Annotated in this window: 19 protein-coding genes; 5 read left to right on the top strand and 14 right to left on the bottom strand. The window is 69.3% G+C overall.

Annotated elements, in window-relative coordinates:
• Window positions 1-28 precede the first annotated feature (28 nt).
• From ACFUEJ_RS02925 to ACFUEJ_RS02900, 6 genes are all read right to left on the bottom strand, one after another.
• The gene (locus tag ACFUEJ_RS02925) at window positions 29-859 is read right to left on the bottom strand and encodes a Clp protease N-terminal domain-containing protein (protein ID WP_159370169.1); all 831 of its coding nucleotides are present in this window, start codon (window positions 857-859) and stop codon (window positions 29-31) included.
• The gene (locus ACFUEJ_RS02920) at window positions 852-1,133 is read right to left on the bottom strand and encodes a hypothetical protein (RefSeq protein ID WP_065629224.1); all 282 of its coding nucleotides are present in this window, start codon (window positions 1,131-1,133) and stop codon (window positions 852-854) included. Before ACFUEJ_RS02920 ends, ACFUEJ_RS02925 begins: the two co-directional genes overlap by 8 nt.
• A gap of 92 nt (window positions 1,134-1,225) precedes the next feature.
• The gene (locus ACFUEJ_RS02915) at window positions 1,226-3,790 is read right to left on the bottom strand and encodes an FtsX-like permease family protein (protein WP_165630517.1); all 2,565 of its coding nucleotides are present in this window, start codon (window positions 3,788-3,790) and stop codon (window positions 1,226-1,228) included.
• Entirely contained in the window at window positions 3,790-4,491 is a 702-nt protein-coding gene (locus ACFUEJ_RS02910; protein WP_165630906.1) for an ABC transporter ATP-binding protein, read from the bottom strand. Before ACFUEJ_RS02910 ends, ACFUEJ_RS02915 begins: the two co-directional genes overlap by 1 nt.
• 45 nt (window positions 4,492-4,536) lie before the next feature.
• Window positions 4,537-5,670 carry a PLP-dependent cysteine synthase family protein gene (locus ACFUEJ_RS02905; protein ID WP_137809713.1) on the bottom strand — a complete coding sequence of 378 codons (1,134 nt, stop codon included), beginning with the start codon at window positions 5,668-5,670 and terminating at the stop codon, window positions 4,537-4,539.
• A gap of 12 nt (window positions 5,671-5,682) precedes the next feature.
• Window positions 5,683-6,060, bottom strand: coding sequence for a DUF4229 domain-containing protein (locus tag ACFUEJ_RS02900; protein ID WP_058252667.1), 378 nt, complete (start codon window positions 6,058-6,060; stop codon window positions 5,683-5,685).
• A 190-nt stretch (window positions 6,061-6,250) separates the two neighbouring features.
• Between ACFUEJ_RS02900 and ACFUEJ_RS02895 the strand changes: the two genes are divergently transcribed.
• From ACFUEJ_RS02895 to ACFUEJ_RS02885, 3 genes are all read left to right on the top strand, one after another.
• A complete protein-coding gene (locus tag ACFUEJ_RS02895; protein ID WP_058252666.1) occupies window positions 6,251-6,475 on the top strand; it encodes a BldC family transcriptional regulator in 225 nt (74 codons plus the stop codon).
• A 136-nt stretch (window positions 6,476-6,611) separates the two neighbouring features.
• Window positions 6,612-6,830: a hypothetical protein gene (locus ACFUEJ_RS02890; protein WP_058252665.1), complete on the top strand. Its 219-nt coding sequence runs from the start codon at window positions 6,612-6,614 to the stop codon at window positions 6,828-6,830.
• A 123-nt stretch (window positions 6,831-6,953) separates the two neighbouring features.
• Window positions 6,954-7,430: a helix-turn-helix domain-containing protein gene (locus ACFUEJ_RS02885; RefSeq protein WP_058252664.1), complete on the top strand. Its 477-nt coding sequence runs from the start codon at window positions 6,954-6,956 to the stop codon at window positions 7,428-7,430.
• A 36-nt stretch (window positions 7,431-7,466) separates the two neighbouring features.
• On the opposite strand, the gene ccsB is transcribed toward ACFUEJ_RS02885, so the two are convergent.
• The 7 genes from ccsB to ACFUEJ_RS02850 all read right to left on the bottom strand — a co-directional run bounded on the left by ccsB (window position 7,467) and on the right by ACFUEJ_RS02850 (window position 14,697).
• Window positions 7,467-8,486, bottom strand: coding sequence for a c-type cytochrome biogenesis protein CcsB (ccsB, locus tag ACFUEJ_RS02880; RefSeq protein WP_165630519.1), 1,020 nt, complete (start codon window positions 8,484-8,486; stop codon window positions 7,467-7,469).
• Between the two features lie 20 nt (window positions 8,487-8,506).
• Window positions 8,507-10,264, bottom strand: coding sequence for a cytochrome c biogenesis protein ResB (locus ACFUEJ_RS02875; protein WP_205333500.1), 1,758 nt, complete (start codon window positions 10,262-10,264; stop codon window positions 8,507-8,509).
• A gap of 11 nt (window positions 10,265-10,275) precedes the next feature.
• Entirely contained in the window at window positions 10,276-11,088 is an 813-nt protein-coding gene (locus ACFUEJ_RS02870) for a cytochrome c biogenesis CcdA family protein (RefSeq protein WP_065629218.1), read from the bottom strand.
• Window positions 11,088-11,681 (bottom strand): TlpA family protein disulfide reductase, encoded by a 594-nt coding sequence (locus ACFUEJ_RS02865; protein WP_388027469.1) that lies wholly within the window; start codon window positions 11,679-11,681, stop codon window positions 11,088-11,090. Before ACFUEJ_RS02865 ends, ACFUEJ_RS02870 begins: the two co-directional genes overlap by 1 nt.
• A gap of 15 nt (window positions 11,682-11,696) precedes the next feature.
• Window positions 11,697-12,323 (bottom strand): histidine phosphatase family protein, encoded by a 627-nt coding sequence (locus ACFUEJ_RS02860; protein ID WP_388027467.1) that lies wholly within the window; start codon window positions 12,321-12,323, stop codon window positions 11,697-11,699.
• Entirely contained in the window at window positions 12,323-13,672 is a 1,350-nt protein-coding gene (gene hemL / locus ACFUEJ_RS02855) for a glutamate-1-semialdehyde 2,1-aminomutase (RefSeq protein ID WP_277242487.1), read from the bottom strand. The genes ACFUEJ_RS02860 and hemL overlap by 1 nt, the downstream gene beginning before the upstream one ends.
• 83 nt (window positions 13,673-13,755) lie before the next feature.
• Window positions 13,756-14,697 carry an SGNH/GDSL hydrolase family protein gene (locus ACFUEJ_RS02850; protein ID WP_211538481.1) on the bottom strand — a complete coding sequence of 314 codons (942 nt, stop codon included), beginning with the start codon at window positions 14,695-14,697 and terminating at the stop codon, window positions 13,756-13,758.
• Window positions 14,698-14,832: 135 nt separating this feature from the next.
• Here ACFUEJ_RS02850 and ACFUEJ_RS02845 point away from each other — a divergent pair, with 135 nt between their 5' ends.
• Together ACFUEJ_RS02845 and ACFUEJ_RS02840 are read left to right on the top strand one after the other, a co-directional pair.
• Window positions 14,833-16,302: an NAD-dependent succinate-semialdehyde dehydrogenase gene (locus ACFUEJ_RS02845; protein ID WP_388027463.1), complete on the top strand. Its 1,470-nt coding sequence runs from the start codon at window positions 14,833-14,835 to the stop codon at window positions 16,300-16,302.
• A gap of 161 nt (window positions 16,303-16,463) precedes the next feature.
• On the top strand, window positions 16,464-17,066 hold the full coding sequence (locus ACFUEJ_RS02840) for a YdcF family protein (protein ID WP_388027461.1): 603 nt from the start codon (window positions 16,464-16,466) through the stop codon (window positions 17,064-17,066).
• A gap of 141 nt (window positions 17,067-17,207) precedes the next feature.
• Here ACFUEJ_RS02840 and ACFUEJ_RS02835 read toward each other — a convergent pair whose 3' ends face one another.
• Entirely contained in the window at window positions 17,208-18,371 is a 1,164-nt protein-coding gene (locus ACFUEJ_RS02835) for an acyl-CoA dehydrogenase (RefSeq protein ID WP_388027459.1), read from the bottom strand.
• Window positions 18,372-18,532 lie beyond the last annotated feature (161 nt).

Here is an 18,532-nt window from a genome sequence, read left to right as displayed (position 1 = left end):
GACCTCGACGCCAGACCTGCGCCGACGATCAGACCTGCGCCTCGACGTCGGGCAGGCTCGCCACGACCGCGGCGCGGAGTTCGTCGGCCGTGGTGGCGGACTCGATCAACGCCCGCGACGCGTCGTCGGCGGTGTCGATGATCCCCAGCAACAGGTACTCCGCGCGGAGGCGGCGGTCACCCCGTTCCCGCGCGATCTCCATGGCCCGGCCGAACACCGTCCGGGTGTCGTCCGCGAAACGCGGACGGGCGCCCCGGCCCCGCGGTCCGCGCCGGCCGCGCCCCGGCTCCCAGGGCCCCTCGCCGCCGAACGGTCCGCCCGGTCCGAAACTTCCCGGCCCGAAACCCTCCGGCCCCAAACCACCCGGCCCGAAACCCTCTGGCCCGAGACCCTGTGGGCCGCAATCCGGCCGGGGTCCGCGACCGCGACCATGGTGCCGGTGCCCCCGACGCCCGTGACCACGTCCTCGAGGGCCGCGCTGGGCACGCTCGCCCCAGCCGTCGGACAGGTCCTCACCGAAGCGCCCGCGCACCGCGTCCCGGACCTTGTCGAGGTCGATCCCGATGCCGCGCAGGGCTTCTCGATCCTCCTCATAGCGTTCGCGAGCCGACTCGTCGTCGGCGGTCTCCGCGGCGTCGGACCGTTCCGCGTGCTCGTCGTGATACTTCCGAACCACCTCCCGGGCCGACGTCAGCGCTAGCCCCTGGTCGGCCAGCAGCGCGAACAACGGGCTGCGGGCGTTGCAGAGCATGCCCAGGATCAGGTGGTCGTTGCCGAGTTGCCGGTGACCCAGGTCGCCGGCCTCCTGCGTGGCGAAAGCCAGCAGCATCTTGTCATCGCGACTGATTCGCTCAAACATCTGTGTCTCCTTCTGGCCCACTCGCGCGGGCCTCACGTTGTGAGTGCTTCTGATGCACGGCCTGTCGGCTGATCTGCAGCACTTCTGCGATCGCCTGCCAGCTCCACCCGTGGGCACGGGCGTTGGCCACCTGCACGTCCTCGAGTCGGTCGGCCAGGGTGCGCAGGGCGCGTACCGCGGCCAGGCCCCTCGCCGGATCGCCGCTCGCGGCGTCTCCGGCCAGCTCGGCGCTCGGTGCGTCGGGTGCGGTGTCGGTGCTGTGGTCGTCGTGCATGATGTCAGGTTATGTTGACATCATGGTCGTGTCAAGAATAGTTGACGAGCGGGGCATGGCACACCTGGTTCGATCGCGCATCCGCGACCGGACTACTCGTTCTGGATCGACTCGCTGATGTTCATCCGCCCGGCCCGGACCGCGGGGACGAAGGCACCGATCAGGCAGAGAGCCACGGCGATGGTCACGAAGAGCAGGGCCGACGGCCGTGGCGAGTACAGCACCGTCAGGGACGTCGTGATGGTCAGGATCTGGTTGCTGAGCAGATGCATGGCGGCACCGAGGACGACGCCGAGGACCGACCCGACCAGGGCGACCGCTCCCGCCTCGGCGAGCACCGTCCGCGAGACGAACCGGCGGGAGGCCCCCATCGCCCGCAGGACGCCCAGCTCGCGGCGTCGTTCGAGGACCGACAGCAGCAGCGTGTTGAGCAGTGCGATCGCGGCCGCACCGGCGACGATCCACTGGATGGCGACCGCGAACGCGCCCGCCTGCTCGACAGTGGCCTGGGTGGCCGCGAGGGCCTCGGCACCGCTGTAGACACTGATGGGCTTGTTGCCCGTCGTCGGGACGCCGTCGACGAGCGCCTCGAGGTCCCGGCGGACCTGCTCCGGGTCGGCATCGGGCGAGGTGATCACCTGAAGGTAGGTGTCGCCGTCGCGGTCGAACCACTCCCCCAGCAACTCCTGCGACATGGCCGCCACACCGGAGTCGAGGGAGACGTAGTCGACGGTGTCACGCACGACCGTCTGCCGCGGACCGTTGGGGGTCGCGAGTTCCACCGTGTCGCCCGTGCCCACGCCCAATGCGCGGGCCAAGACGCTCGACATCAGGATGCCGTCGCCGGCGAGGACGCTCGCCACCGCTTCCGGCGACGCTTTGCGCATGAACGGTGCGCGCGAACCCGGCTCGAGCCCTTGCACATTTGCCTTGCTCTCGCCGATGTTGACCGCGGCCCACTGACCACCGACGACCTCGGTGACCCCAGGAACCGCCGCAACGCGTTCGGCCACCGAGGGCGGCAGGATCGGACCCAGGGGCAGGCTCGCGGCCGACGTCGACGACACGTAGAAGTCCGGATCCCCCAGTCCGTCGAGCGATTTCGACATCGACGAGACGAGGTTGTCCAGCGCTCCCGACGTCCCCATGCCGACCGCGATGGCCACCGCGACCGTCATCAGCGTCGCCCACGCGCGCCGCGGGGCGCGCTCGGTGTTCACCGAGGCGAGCTGTCCGGGGCCTCCGAACCAGCGCGCCACCCGAACCACCGCCCAGGCCAACGGTTTCGACAGCGCGAAGCACAGCAGCAGCGCGCCGACCAGATAGAAGACGCCGGCGACGATGGCCGGGCGGCCCGGCACGGTTGCCACGACCACCCACGACGCGATCAGGCCGGCGACCCCGAGCACCGCGGCGATCACCACCGCGGGACCACGCCGCGCGGCGGAGTCCGACACCTCGACCGGAGCCATCGCCTCCACCGGCGAGACCGCGAACACCGCCCGCGCGGCCAGCGTCGTCGCCGCGACACACGCGACCACGCAGGCGATCACCGCCGCCGCGGGCGCGTATCCGGGCAGGTGATAGTTGATGACGGTGCCGACGGAATCGGCCGGGGGTTCGGGCAGGCTGCTGATCACCGCCCGCCCGGCCAGGATTCCAAGGGGGATGCCGAGTACGCCGCCGACGAAACCCATCAGCGCGGCCTCGCCGAGCATGTCCCCGACGAGGTGAGACCGCTTGGCCCCCAACGCTCGGATCATCGCCAGCGACCTCCGCCGCGACGCCACCGCCATGTTCATCGTGTTGAACACCAGGAAGGCGGCGATCACCAGCGACACAAGCGAGACCAGCAGGGTCGCATCGCGGGTCACCGAACTCGCGACCTCGGCCTGCTTGGCGCGGAAGTCCGGATCGACCACCACCGCACGGCCGTCCACGATGCCCTGCAACTGCGAGCGCACGGCGGACAGATCGGCGCCGGGCTCGGTCACGATGAGGATCGAGTCGAGCCGGCCCTCGAGTCCGACGAGCCGCTGCGCGAGGTCGACGTAGGCGAAGAGAAAGCGGCCGTTGTTGAGACCGGCGGCCTGCTCGTTGCCGACGACCTCGAGGACCTCGACCTCGATCCCGTTGACGGTCAATCGGTCTCCGCGGTCGAGCCCGAGTCCCGGGCCGACGAACACGCCGGTGCGCAGTCGGTCCAGGTCGACGGTCCCCGGACCGGTCCCGGCCTGCCCCTGCTGCAGGGCGCCGCGCAGACTGCCCGAGAGCTGGGTGACGCGCTGATCGGAGCCGAGCAGCGGCACGGCCGAACCGTCGACGACGACCGACCCGCGGATCATCGGCACGACGGCCGCCGCCGCGTCGACGTCGCGACGGATCTCGCCGGCCAGCGACTCGTCGACGCCGGTGTCGGTGATACCGGCGACCTCGATGTCGGCGACCCCCGACACCGCGTTGTTGAAGTCCCGCACCGATTCCGACGCCGACCCGTAGGTGCCGAGCACCGCGATCAGCAACGCCGACGACACGACCACCACCGCCAGCGAGGTGAGCAGGCGCAGCCGGTGGGTACGGATCTCGCGCAGATTCAGCAGGCGGATGCGGGTGAGACCGGCGGCTAGGGCGGCGGCCCGAGAACCCCGTCCCGCCACTAGGCGATCTTCCCGTCGCGGACCGTGATGGTGGTATCGGCGACCGCAGCGGCCTTCGGGTCGTGGGTCACCATCACCACCAGCCGGTCGGGGGTGTCGTGCGCGACCTCGAAGAGCAGTTCGAGTACCGCCTCACCCGTCTTGGAGTCCAGGTTGCCGGTCGGTTCGTCGGCGAGCAGGATCGTCGGGTCCATGATGAGCGAGCGGGCGATCGCGACGCGCTGCATCTGGCCGCCGGACAGCTCCGAGGGCCGATGGTCGATTCGATCGCCGAGTCCGACCCGCCGGAGCAGGTCCACGGCACGGGGTTTCGCCTTGCGGAGCGACTGGTTGTCGAGCAGTCGCGGCAGCGCGACGTTCTCCCACGCCGACATCGTCGGCACGAGGTTGAAGAACTGGAAGATGAACCCGACGCGGTTGCGCCGGAACTCGGAGGCGGCGGTGTCGTCGAGTGCCCCGAGGTCGACGCCGTCGATGCTGATCCGGCCCGACGTCGGGGTGTCGAGAGCTCCGAGTACGTGCAGCAGGGTGCTCTTGCCCGCTCCCGACGGGCCGACCACCGAGACGAACTGACCGCCGTCGATGGACAGGTTCAGACCGTCGAGGGCGCGAACCCGTTCCTCGCCCATCTGGTACTCGCGCACCAGATCGACTGCTTCCACCAGGGCACTTCCGGTGCCGGGCGTCCGCCCGGGTTCCATCGACACTCCCGGATCGTAACCCACCCGCGGCGGCCGGCCCGGCTCTCAGGTAGTCCAGCGACCGGTGGCGAGGAACTGGTCGAGCACCGTCTCGGCGGGGCCGAGGTCGAACGAACCGGCGGCGAGCCAGTCGTCGTCGAAGTAGGTCGTCGCGTACCGATCCCCGGAGTCACACAGCAGGGTGACGATGCTGCCGGGCGTGCGCGCGGCGACCATCTCGGCGACGAGCGAGAAGGCCCCCCACATGTTGGTGCCGGTGGAGCCACCGACCCGACGACCGAGGAGGTCGCTCACGCGGCGGGCGGTCGCGATCGACGCCGCATCGGGCACCCCGATCATGCGGTCGATGACCTGCGAGATGAACGACGGCTCGACCCGCGGCCGGCCGATGCCTTCGATGCGCGAACCGGTCTGGGCGGTCAGCGTGCCGTCCGCCGACGCGTAGGCCGGCAGGAACACCGAGTTCTCCGGGTCGACGACGGCCAGCCAGGTGTCGTGGCGCCGGTAGCGCACATACCGTCCGAGGGTCGCCGACGTACCACCGGTACCCGCCCCCACGACGATCCAGGTGGGGATCGGATGCTCTTCCTCGGCCAGTTGGGCGAAGATCGACTCGGCGATGTTGTTGTTGCCGCGCCAGTCGGTCGCACGCTCGGCCATCGTGAACTGGTCGATGAAGTGGCCGCCGAGTTCGGCCTCGAGACGCAGCGCCTCGGCATAGACCTCGCCGGGGTGGTCGACGAAATGGCACCGCCCGCCGTGGCGTTCGATGAGTGCCGTCTTCGCGGGCGAGGTGCTCCGCGTCATCACCGCGATGAACGGGACCCCGATCAGTTCGGCGAAGTAGGCCTCGCTGACCGCCGTCGACCCCGACGACGCCTCGATCACCGGCGTGCCCTCGACGACCCACCCGTTGCACAGCGCATAGAGGAACAGTGAACGCGCGAGCCGGTGCTTCAGCGACCCCGTCGGATGGGTCGACTCGTCCTTGACATAGAGGTCCACGCCGACCTCGCGGCTCGTGTCGCCGTCGGCGACGGTCCAGCGCGACCATGCGGGCAGCGCGACGCGGAGGAGATGGGTGTCGGCACTGCGCCGGCCGTCGGCCTCGATGAGGCGGACGGCGTTCTGGGTCCAGGCCCGATCAGCGCGACGGTCGACGACTCGCGTGGGTTCCACGGGTCGCCGAACTCACTTCTCGCCGCGGAGCCGAGCCTGCAGGTCGTCGTGCTTGGAACGGCGACCGGCCTCCAGTGCCGCGATCTCGCTGTTGACCTTCAGACGCAGGGTCTTGAAGAGGACCATGCCGAGCGGGAGCGCGATCAGCACCCCGAACACCGCCGCCACGAGGAACGGCACCTCGACGCCGACCAGGTTGCCGCCGACCATGATGATCACCACGACCGCGGTGACGAGCAGCAGACGCGCGAACGTGTACGCGAACAGGGCGAACGCCAGGGTCATCGGGCGTCCACCCGCCTGCGGCGTGGCGTCGCCGGCCGTGGTTTCGCGGGTGGCCGCGTCGGGCGTGGCCTTCTTGCCGGGGGTGGGGTCGGGCGTTTCACTCACCCCCTCAGCGTACTGGGCGGTCTCGGCGCTCCCGCAGGTCGCGGGCCTTTGCATGCTCTTTACCTCCCACTGACGGTTCGAGTACCTGGGCGATTTGCGTGTATTCATAAGGAACTCGTCCACCACCGTGCAGAGCCGCTTCGCCATCTCGGCGCACCGACCGAGCACTCCAACACGCACAGGGGGAATCATGACCAGCATCGAGACCGCACCGCCCACGACCTACATCACCCCGGGACTGGCCAGCCAGCACACGTTGACCCCCGGCCAGGTCGCCGCGATGTTCAACGTGAATCCCAAGACGGTCGCCCGCTGGGCGAGCTCCGGCATCCTCGGCTCGATCCGCACCCCGGGCGGCCACCGACGCTTCCGCGAGGAGGACGTCGTCGCCTTGCTCAACCGCCGCGCCCACTGACCCGACGGCCCTGTAGTTCTCCCGACGACCCGACGCCCGGCCGGACCTCATCCGATCGGTGGAGAAGTGCGGGTCAGGTCGGCTTTCGCCCTGACCTCTCAGGCGTCTCACGTACGCTGGTCGTCGGGAGGTTGTCATGATCTATCTGTTCGCCGTTCTGGGTCTGCTGGCCATCGGTTTCCTCATGTGGCGCGCCTTCGGACCCCACTCCGACGAGTCCGGCGACACCCCTTCGCCCGGCCCGCGTCGATCCCGTCCCCGCGGCCCGCTCGGCCCCGACGACGACCCCGATTTCCTGCGCGACCTGGACAATCGCACCCGCGGCACCAACGGCACCGACGGTGATGAGATCTGAGGCGTGACGCGCGGCCGAAAAGCTGAGACCAGGTTCAGAACGTCTCTGCGGAACATACCCGTGGGTAGGGTATTGTCCACTTCACCATCGACTCCCCGATGGCCGGACCGAGAGAAGGCGCCGTTGAACCCGGGACGATCTCCGCGAGGGGCGTCGACCGATGACGACCTGAGCTTCGCCGAGAAGATCGGATACCTCTTCGAACACAGCCGTGACGAGAACGGCATCCGATATACCGGCAAGAAGATCGCCGAGAAGGCCAACCGTCTCGGCTACTCGCTGTCCGACGCGTACATCTCCCAGCTACGCACCGGCAAGGCCCGCACGCCGTCGTTCCGCACCGTCGAGGCCATCGCTCGCGCCTTCGACGTCAGCGTCACCTATTTCCTGTCCAACCCCGACGAAGACCTCGAACGCGTTCGGCAGCAACAGAATTACGTCGAGATGCTCCAGGTCACCGGGAGCCACCTGTCCGGCATCGACATGGGTTCGCTGTGCCCGGACACCATCGACGCACTCATCGACCTGCTCAAACTGGTCAAAGCCCAGGCGATCGCCAAGCGGGCCGAGGAGAACTCCCCGAGCGAGGCGTCCGGCTGACGGTTTCCGCCGGCGGGCCTCACGACCGGGCGGTACTCACAGACCGGCGTAGGAGTGCAGCCCCGAGACGACCAGGTTGATGATGAACAGGTTGAACAGCATCGCCACGAATCCGGCGACGTTGATCCAGGCCGCGGCATTGCTGCGCCAGCCCGCCGTCGCGCGTGCGTGCAGATAGGCCGCGTAGATCACCCAGGCGATGAAGGACACCGTCTCCTTGGGGTCCCAGCCCCAGAATCGGCCCCAGGCCGCCTCGGCCCAGATGGCACCGCAGATCACCCCGAGGCCGAACAGCGGGAAGCCGATCACGACGCACTTGTAGGCCAGGCGGTCGAGTTGCTCGACGGACGGCAGATGTTCGACGACCCGACGGACTGCGCCGCCCAGACCCGGACGGGTCGCGGTTGTGGCGGAGTCGTCGGACGAGGTCGGAGCCCACCGCATCTTGATCAGGTAGAGGATGCTAGCCACACCGGACACCAGCAGGATGCCCGAGGACACCGAGATGATCGAGACGTGCACGGCGAGCCAGTAGGACTTCAGGGCCGGGACGACGGGTGCGGCCTGGGTGTAGAGCCAGCGACCGGCGATGAACATCAGCAGGATGACGGGCAACAGCACGAACGAGAGCAGCGGGCGGTGCTCGCGCTTGCGCAGGATGATCAGGGCGGCGAGCACGCCCGCGGCACACGTCATCGAGATGAACTCGTACATGTTGCCCCAGGGCGCACGGTCGGTCGCGATGCCGCGGAGCACGATCGAACCGATGTGCGCGGCGAGGCCGACGACGACGACCGGGAGCGCCATGTTGCCGAGCTTCTCGCCCAGGGTCCGGCGCGACGACTCGTCGACCCGCCCGGGCACCCGCGTGTCGGTTCCGTTCGCCCCGGCGTTGACCAGCTGCTTCTGCTCGAGGCGTCGGCCGCGGACCGCGGCGAGGGCGCCCAGGAACAAGATGACCGCGACGACGTAGACCGTCATGGCCGTGCCGTAGAGCAGGTCCGAGTACCGCGCGAGGGTCTCGTCGATCGGCATCGCCGGAGCGTCGGTGTTCATGTGCTTCCTTTCGCCGGCCGCTAGAGCCGCCGGGTCGTCCGCCGCGAGGCAGGTCCGTCGGCGTCGTCGGCCACCAGCTCGGCCGCCTGCTCGTCGAAGCCCTCACCCCAACCGGCCTGATCGGTACGCGCCAGCCCGGCGATTTCTACTACAGTACGTCGTTGCCCAGTGTCCGGGCCATCGGTGTCCGGGCCATCGGTGTCCTGGCCATCGCCGTCGGCATGAGCGCTCGCAGCCGGCACCGGGACCAGGCGGGCCCAGATGCGGCGGCGGCGGATCAGCAGCGACACCAGCAGACCGCCGAGCATGACGATCGAGCTCACCAGCACCCAGATCTGGGCGGGGTCGTGCGAGACCTGGACCGACACCCACCGCTCGTAGCCGTCGAAGGTCACCGTCGTGCCGTCGGCGAGGGTGTGGCTCTGGCCGACCGCGAGGTTGACCTGCGCCTGACGTTGGAGGCGGCCCTGTTCGACGAGGTCCTGATCGAGCGAGTAGACGTTCTGCGGTCTGCCGGTGTCCAGACCGGTGTCGCCCTTGAAGATCCGGATCGCGACGAAGGGGTCGTCGGGGGTCGGCGACGACGACGTCAGCAGCGAGCCGTGGAACGACGCGGTGGGCGCGAACAGGCCCTCCAGCGCGATCTGGTTCTTCCGGCGGTCGTCGGCGTCGGGGTACAGACCCGCCGGGGTGTCGAAACGGGCCGCGCCCGAGGAGAGCATCGTCTGGAGCTCGTCCGGCACGAACGGGGTGGTCTGCGTGCGCTTCTCCCCGTTGGGGAAGGTCACCGTGAACGTCGGCGCGAAACCGTTGCCGAGGACGTAGACCCGGTCGCCCGCGACGCGAAGCGGTTCGTTGACGCGCACCGACGCGGTGTCCCAGCCGGCGGGATCGCCGAGGTTGCCCACGCTGCCGTCACTGCCCGCGGCGTACCGGATGGTGGCGTCGTACATGTCGGGCTGACCGCTGGGCAGGAAGGTCGCCGAGAAGTCGTCGACGCGGAAGCAGAACGGCGACAGGTCGGTGCCGTCGACCAGGTTGCCGGCGCGGAACGAGTCGTAGACCGCGGTCGAGGTGTTGCACAGTCCCTGTTCGCCGTCGGCGACGAGGCTGCGGGTGCCCTCGTAGCCGTACATCTTGCCCAGCGCGATCGACACCAGCAGCGCCAGCAGCGCGAAGTGGAACACCAGGTTGCCGAACTCGCGCAGGTAGCCCTTCTCCGCCGAGACCTCGACGCACCCGTCCGGATACGCCTTGCTCGGCTCGCGGACCACGACCTCGCGACGCCACCCGCGCAACCGGCCGTCGATCCGTCGGGCGACCGTCTCCGGATCCCCGTCGACGGTGTGGGTCACGTGCCGCGGCAAGCGCGACAGGTTGCGCGGTGCGGCAACGGGTTTCGCGCGCAGGCTGTGGAAGTGCTCGACCATGCGCGGCGTCAGGCAGCCGACGAGGGAGATGAAGAGCAGGACGTAGATCGCGGTGAACCAGGCGCTGGAGAAGACGTCGAAGAGCTGCAGGCGGTCCATCCACACGCCGAGCTGACCGCGGGCGGCGATGTACTCCAGGGTCTTCTGCTCGTTGAGCTCGCGCTGCGGGAGCAGGGCACCCGGGATCGCGGCGAGGGCGAGCAGGAACAGCAGGATCAGCGCGGTCCGCATCGAGGTCAGCGAACGCCACAGGTTGCGCAGCGGCCACAGCACCCGGCGGCGGGCCCAGTGGGGCTTCGGGGCCGGCTCGGGGGTGTCCACCTGCGGGCGGTCGGTCACATCGGTCATCAGGACAGCACTCAGATCGGTAGTTGGGTGTCGGTGACGAAGCGGACCTGGACCCAGACGATGAACTGGTCCCACCAGCCGGTCAGGAGGGCGACGCCGACCCCGATCAGCAGGACGCCCCCGATCACCTGGATCGTGCGGGCGTTCCGGCGGAGCCAGCCGAGACTGCGCAGGGCCCAGGCCGAGGAGAACGCCAGGATCACGAAGGGCAGGCCCAGGCCGAGGCAGTACGCGACGATGAGGGTCACGCCCTTGGCCGCCGTCGACCCCTCGGTCCCGCTGACGGTCGCGATCACCGCCGCGAGGGTCGGCCCGAGGCACGGCGTCCAGCCGAGTGCGAAGACCGCTCCGAGCAGCGGCGCCCCGACGATGTTGGAGACCCGCCGCGGCTCGAAGCGGACCTCCCGCTGCAACGCCGGGATGAGACCGATGAACACCAGTCCCATGGCGATGGTCACGACCCCGCCGATGCGTTGCAGCAGTTCGCGATTCAACACGAAGGTACTGGTCACGCCGAGGACGGTGGCGGTGGCGGCGACGAAGACGACGGTGAAGCCGAGGACGAACAGGCCGGCGGCCAGCGCGACCCGCGACCGGCCGCTCTTGGCGCTCTCCCCCACCTTCACCGCGGGCGCCTCGGCCCCGACGAGACCCGCGAGGTAGGACAGGTAGCCCGGGACGAGGGGCACGACGCACGGGGAGGCGAAGGACACGAGCCCGGCGAGCAGGCAGGCGGCGAAGGCGAGCAGCAGCGGTCCGCTGGAGACGGTGTCGGCGAAGGTGTCGCCGATCGAGGAGGCGAGCACCAGGGTGGTGGGGTCCATCACATCGACCCCGCCGGCTCGGCCGCGACGCGCTTGACGACCTCGTCGAGCTCGTTGTCGGAGACCGCCTTGAGGAACACCGCCGCCGGACGGTGCTCACGATCGAGGACGATCGTCGTCGGCACCACCGAGGTGGGCGTGGTCAGAGCGGCCAGTGACATCCCCGGGAAGTCGTAGATCGACGGGAATCCGACCTTGCGGTCGATGACGAAGTCCTTGGCGGACTCCCGGTCGTCGCGCAGGTTGATCCCGAGGAATTCCACCCCGTCGGCGCGATTGCGTTCGTAGACGCGCTCGAGGTCGTCGGCCTCACCGCGGCACGGTCCGCACCACGAACCCCACACGTTGACGACGACGACCTTGTCCGCGAATCGCGGATCGGACAGCGACAACGGCTGCTCGGTGACCAGGTCCTCGCCGGCGAGTTCGGCGATCGGCTTGCGCTCGTCGGGCGCGTAGGTGATGACGGTCTGCCCGCCCGGTGACACGAACTGGAAGGTGTTCCCCTGCGCGACCGCGTCGTCGCCGGTGCTGCATCCGGCGACCAGCAGGATCAGGGCCGACAACATCGCCGGCAGGAGGAACTTGCGCACTACGTCAGGCTTTCTTCACGCACCGGTGGCCAGTGGGTCCGAGGACCCGGCCGGCTCGGAGTAGATGATGTCGACGAGGGCGTCGTCGTCGTAGATGAGGCTGGTCAGCGAGGCCAGGGAGCACTGCCGGCGACGCGGGTCGTGCCAGAGGCGCTGACCTTCGAGGAACCGGCGCAGGGTGTACACGGGCAGCTGGTGGCTGACGCAGACGGCTTCGTGACCGCGGGCGGCGTCGCGGGCCTTGTTCGCCGCGGCCAGCATGCGGTGTGCGAGCTGGATGTAGGGCTCGCCCCAGGACGGGGTGAACGGGTCGCGGAGTTTGGGCCAGTGCCGGGGCTTGCTCAGCGCACCGTCGCCGACGGAGACCTTGAGACCCTCGAAGACGTTGTCGGCCTCGATGAGGTCGTCGTTGGTGAGGATCGGGATGCCGTGCACGGCGGCGATCGGGGTGGCGGTCTCCTGCGCGCGCTGCAGCGGCGAGGCGAACACGGCCTTGACGTCGTGGTCGGCGAGGGTGTCGGCGACCTTGCGGGCCTGCGCCTGGCCGTCGCCGGAGAGGCGGAAGCCGGGGAGACGGCCGTAGAGGATGCCGTCGGGGTTGTCGACCTCTCCGTGGCGCATCATGTGGACGATCGTGTGCATCAGGCGTTGTCCCCCGGGGTGGCTGCGGTCGCGGCCGCCTGCGCTGCGGCGGGCAGCGCTTCGGCGATCTGCGAGAAAGCATCCTCGTCGAGCGCCGCGGACACAAACCAGGCTTCGTAGGCGCTCGGCGGCGCGTACACGCCGCGCTCGAGCAGGGCGTGGAAGAACGGCGCAAACCGCCAGGTCTCGGTGGCGGCGACGCCGTCGTAGTCGAAGATCGGGATCTCCGGGTCGGTAGTGAAGAACACACTCAGCAGGCTGCCCGCCTTCTGCACGCGGTGGGCCACGCCCGCCGCGTCGAGTGAGTCGTGCAGCAGGGTCGCGAGCCGGTCGGCGTTCGCGTCGAGCGTGCGGTAGACCTCGACGTCGGCGTTGCGCAGGGTCGCGAGGCCGGCGGCGACGGCGACAGGATTCCCCGACAGCGTGCCCGCCTGGTACACCGGCCCGGTCGGCGCGAGACGTTCCATGACGTCCGCACGGCCACCGAACGCCGCCGCGGGCAGTCCCCCGCTCATGACCTTGCCGAAGGTGTAGAGGTCGCCGGCCACGCCCTCGAGTCCGTACCAGCCACTCGGGCTCACCCGGAACCCGGTCATGACCTCGTCCATGATGAGCAGCGCGCCGTGGCGGCGCGTCAGGTCGCGGAGTCCGGCGTTGAATCCCTCGACCGGCGCGACCGCGCCCATGTTCCCGGCCGCCGCCTCGGTGATGACGGCGGCGATGTCGTCGCCGAACTCGGCGAAGGCCTCGGCGACGGCGGTGAGGTCGTTGTAGGGCAACACGAGGGTGTCGTGCGCCGACGCACCGGTGACGCCGGGGCTCGTCGGCAGGCCGAGCGTGGCGACGCCGGAGCCGGCCGCGGCCAGCAGTGCGTCGACGTGACCGTGGTAGCAGCCGGCGAACTTGATGATCTTGGACCGGCCCGTGTAGCCGCGGGCCAGGCGGATCGCCGACATCGTCGCCTCGGTGCCGGAGTTCACCAGCCGAACACGCTCGACGGGGTCGACGCGGCCGATGATCTCCTCGGCGAGTTCGATCTCGGCCTCGGTCGGGGCGCCGAACGACAGGCCGCCGGTGGCCGCCTCACGCACCGCCTCGACGACGGCCGGGTGCGCGTGCCCCAGGATCATCGGACCCCAGGAGCTCACGAGGTCGACGTAGTCGTTGCCGTCGGCGTCGGTCAGCCGGCATCCGGACGCCGAGGCGATGAAGCGAGGGGTCCCGCCGACCGCGGAGAACGCGCGCACCGGGGAGTTGACGCCGCCCGGGATGGCCTGGGTCGCGCGGGTGAACAGCGCGGCGGAGGCGGCCGTGCCGGGAGCGGGCGTGGCAGCAGCGGAAGGGGTCACGGCCTACAGTGTTCCAAACGGCACCGGGTGACCCAAATCCTCGCTGGTCGGAGGGGGTGCGACCCGGCTCGAACCGGACCCGGTCAGCTCGCGAGCGCGGTGCGCACCTGGTCGGCGATCGCCGCCTGACCCGCCTCGTTGGGGTGCACCGCGCCGGGTCCCGGAGTGGTCATCGGCTCGATCCAGCGCTGCTCGCCGGCACACGCGTCGTGGCCCTCGGAGACCTGTGACATGTCGACGAACTCGACGCCCTCGTCCTGCGCCGCGCGCCGCCCGTAGGTGTTGAGCGCGGTCTGGAGCTCGCGGATCATCGGTACGTCCCCGGCGGCGAGTCGCATCTCGGGATAGCAGCCGGTCGTCGGCGGGACCAGCCAGGGATAGCCGACGAGCAGGATGCGCGCGTTCGGCGCGCGGTCCCGGACGTCGCGCAGGGCCTGCCGCACGGCGGGATAGATGTCGGTGGCGACCGGCTCGATCAGCGCCCGTCCGTAACGGTCCGTGCACGGCGAGCCGGTGCGGTCGGAGTCGGCCAGTTCGCCGCAGAGCCGGATCGCGCGACCGTAGGTCTCCTCGTCGTTGCCGCCGATCATCAGCGTGACCACGTCGGTGTCGTCGTCGAGCGCGTCGAGCTGCGGCGGCACGCCCTGATGTTGTGACTCGCGGAAGTCGTCGGTGTCGGCGCCCGCGCAGCTGACGTCGGTGAGGTCGAAGTCCTCGTCCGCCGCGACGACGTGCGCGTAGTTCCTCGCCGACCGCAGGCAGTAGATCGGTGAGTCCTCCTCCAGCGGCCGCACGCCGGTCCCGGCGCTGAAGCTGTCGCCGAGGTTCACGTACTCCGTCGACCGGGTGTCGTTTTCCGTCGACTGGGCGGGCGTTTGCGTCGACCGTGCAGGTGTTTCCGTCGACTGGGCGTCGTTCTGCGTCGACTGGGCACAGCCGGCGAGGACCGCTCCCGCCGCGAGCAGCACGAGCCCGGACCGGATGAGCCGCCGTGGACGTCGATCGTCGAACCTGCGTGCCGTCATGCCGCCATCCTGCGTCCGGTGAAGCCCGTCGGCAACCACCGGCCGGCCGCCCGCCCACGCGGGTAGCGTGGTTCGCCGAGGGGATCGCCGCTCCGCGCGGAGTCCCGCAACCGAGTCACGAGGATGTGAATGCGCATGAGCGACAAGGAGATTCTCGACCCGCAGGCCGTGCTCGACGGTGTGCCGACCGGACTCTGGATCGACGGCCGGTCCACACCCGCAGCCGACGGCGGGACCTTCGAGGTCTACGACGCCGCGACCGAGGAGTCGCTCGTCTCGGTCGCCGACGCGGGGGTCGCCGATGCCCGCCGCGCTCTCGATTCCGCCGTCGCCGCGTCGGCGGACTGGGCGGCCACCCCACCACGGGAGCGCGGCGAGATCCTCCGCCGGACCTTCCAGTTGCTCACCGATCGCGCCGACGACATCGCCATGCTGATGACCCTCGAGCTGGGCCGCGCCCTCCCCGACAGCCGGGCGGAGACCACCTATGGACTCGAGTTCTTGCGGTGGTTCGCCGAGGAGGCCGTCCGGATCGGCGGTCGGTTCAGTCCGGCGCCGGCCGGCAACGGGCGCATCCTGGTGGCCCACCAGCCCGTCGGGCCGTGTCTGGCAATCACCCCGTGGAACTTCCCGCTCGCGATGGGGACGCGCAAGATCGGACCCGCGCTCGCCGCGGGCAACGTGATGCTCGTGAAACCGGCCCGCGAGACGCCGCTGACGATGCTGGCTCTGGCCGAGGCCTTCGCCGAAGCCGGTTTGCCGCCCGGCGTGCTGTCGGTGCTGCCCACCACGTCGAGCGGCGACGTGTCGTCGACGTTGATCACCGACGATCGCATCCGCAAGATCAGCTTCACCGGGTCGACGCCGGTGGGTCGCAGTTTGCTCGGTCAGGCCGCCGATCGCGTCCTGCGCACGTCGATGGAACTCGGCGGCAACGCCCCGTTCCTGGTCTTCGACGACGCCGACGTCGACGCCGCGGTCGAGGGCGCCTTCGCCGCCAAGATGCGCAACGGGGGCGAGGCCTGCACCGCCGCCAATCGGTTCCTGGTGCAGTCCGGTGTCGCCGAGGAGTTCACCGAGAAGCTGGTGGCGAAGATGTCGGAGGTCCGGATGGGACCGGGCTATGACGACGGGGTGACCCTGGGACCGCTGGTGAACGCCGACCAGCGGGACAAGGTCGCCGACGCGGTCGAGCAGGCCGTGGCCGACGGTGCCCGTGTGCGACTGGGCGGCGAACGTCCGGAAGGTCGGGGTTTCTTCTATCCCGCAACGGTTCTCGACAACGTCGATCCGTACGCGCCGGTGACGCGCGAGGAGATCTTCGGACCCGTCGCGGTGATCAGCACCTTCGACGACGAGTCCGCGGGCATCGAGGCCGCCAACTCGACCGAGTACGGCCTGGCGTCGTACTTCTACAGCCGCGACCTCGAGCGCTGCATGCGCGTCGCGGGTGCCCTGGACTCCGGCATGGTCGGGGTCAACCGCGGCGTGATCTCCGACGCCGCAGCACCGTTCGGTGGCATCAAGCAGTCCGGGATCGGACGCGAGGGCGGCAGCGAGGGAATCGACGAGTACCTCTCGGTGAAGTACATCGCGCTCACCTGACACCTTCTGATCCGGTGCGAGCTGCGTCCTCCCTCCGCTCCCTGAGGTGCGAGGAGCGCAAGCGACGAGCCACGAAGGGTCATGTTACGTATGTGACTAGTGATGCAGGTGTTATCAACCCGATACCTGTACGACCGTACTGATCCCTACACTCGGTCACCATGCGTCGTAGAACCCTCACGACCGCGGCAGCCGCGGCCGCAATCGCAACTGCCGCCTCGGTGGCGGTCGCCGTCGCACCCTCGGAGCCGGTGGCGAAGGTCGAGAATGCCGCGATCAGCACCGATTTCGGCAGCGTCGACCTCGGCAGCTCCGAACTCGGGACCCCCAACAGCAACTTCCTCTGGCAGAGTCCGGGGACCCGGTACATCGTCGTACTCGGCGCCAAGTTCGGCGTTCTCGGGCAAACTCCGGATGTCCTCAAGCGTCGTCTCGACGTCGCCGCCAACCTCGGCAAGAAGCACCCGTTCAACCGCATGATCGTCTCCGGTGGCGACACCCACTGGCTGCCCGTCACCGAGGCCCAGTTCATGAACCTCGGGCTCATCCGACGCGGAATCCCCATGTGGCAGATGGTCAACGAGGGCGCCTCCACCTCCACGGTGCAGAACGCCCAGAACACGGTGCGGATGCTGAAGCACATGGGCGCCAACGGCGCGATCATCGTCACCAACGGCTTCCACATGGAACGCGCCATGAAGAACTTCCGCGACGCGGCCCGGCAGCAGGGCGCGCGCATCGAGTTCCGGTCGGCGTACGCCTAGCACCTCGCGAAACCCTTCTCGCGTCGCCAATTCCGTCCCGCTGATTCGATCCCATCAGCGGGACGGAAACGGCACCGCGGGAACGCAGCTCGCCCCGCCGGCCGAAGCCGACGGGGCGAGATCGTGTTGCTTCAGGGGCGATCAGCGCAGGAGCGCGCGGCTCATGACGACGCGCTGGATCTGGTTGGTGCCCTCGTAGATCTGGGTGATCTTGGCGTCGCGCATCATGCGCTCGACCGGGAAGTCGCGGGTGTAGCCGGCGCCGCCGAAGAGCTGGACGGCGTCGGTGGTGACCTCCATGGCGACGTCGGAGGCGAAGCACTTCGACGCCGAGCTGATGAAGCCGAGGTTCTTCTCGCCACGCTCGGCGCGAGCGGCCGAGGTGTAGACCATGAGGCGCGCGGCCTCGACCTTCATCGCCATGTCGGCGATCATGAACTCGACGCCCTGGAACGAGCTGATCGGCTTGCCGAACTGCTTGCGGTCCTTGACGTATTCGATGGCCTTGTCGAGCGCACCCTGAGCGATGCCGACGGCCTGAGCGCCGATGGTCGGGCGGGTGTGGTCGAGGGTCTGCAGGGCGGTCTTGAAGCCGGTGCCCTCGTCGCCGATGATGCGGTCGAGCGGGATGGTGCAGTCCTCGAAGTACAGCTCCGCGGTCGGCGAACCCTTGATGCCGAGCTTTTTCTCCAGCGGTCCGACGGTGAAGCCGGGGTCGTCCTTGTGGACCATGAACGCGGAGATGCCGTTGGCCTTCTTCTCCGGGTCGGTCACGGCCATCACGGTGTACCAGGAGGACTTGCCGCCGTTGGTGATCCAGCACTTGGACCCGTTGAGGACCCAGTTGTTGCCGTCCTTACGGGCGCGGGTCTTCATGCCCGCGGCATCCGAACCGGCCTCGCGCTCACTCAGGGCGTACGACGCCATGTCCTCACCGGAGGCGATGCCGGGCAGCACCTGCTGCTTGAGTTCGTCGGAGCCGTTGAGGATCAGGCCCATGGTGCCGAGCTTGTTGACCGCGGGAATGAGCGACGACGATGCGTCGACGCGGGCGACCTCTTCGATGACGATGCAGGCGGCGATGGAGTCGCCACCCTGGCCGCCGTATTCCTCGGGCACGTGGATGGCGTTGAAACCCGATGCGACGAGGGCGTCGAGCGCCTCTTGCGGGAACCGCGAGTTCTCGTCGACGTCGGCGGCGTGCGGCTCGATCTCCTTCTCCGAGAGCGCACGGATCGCCTCGCGCAGCGCGATGTGCTCTTCCGGGAGCTCGAAGACGTTGAAGTCGGGATTTCCGTAGCCCATGACAACTCCTCACGGCACAGCGAGTGCCTGTTCGTTCCCGGCACACGGGGTGCCGGCAGATGTTGACAACCAGTTCAGCACGGCACTGAGTGCCATGTCAATCGATGCAGTCCCCGTCCCCGCCGATTGTCCCCGAAACCGGCGCCGATGTCCCGCAGCCC

Origin of the sequence: Gordonia sp. NPDC057258 (assembly GCF_042668985.1) — a bacterium.
GTDB lineage: Bacteria > Actinomycetota > Actinomycetes > Mycobacteriales > Mycobacteriaceae > Gordonia > Gordonia hongkongensis.
Note: the sequence above shows the minus strand (reverse complement) of the source record. Positions and strands in the feature narration are given on the sequence as shown.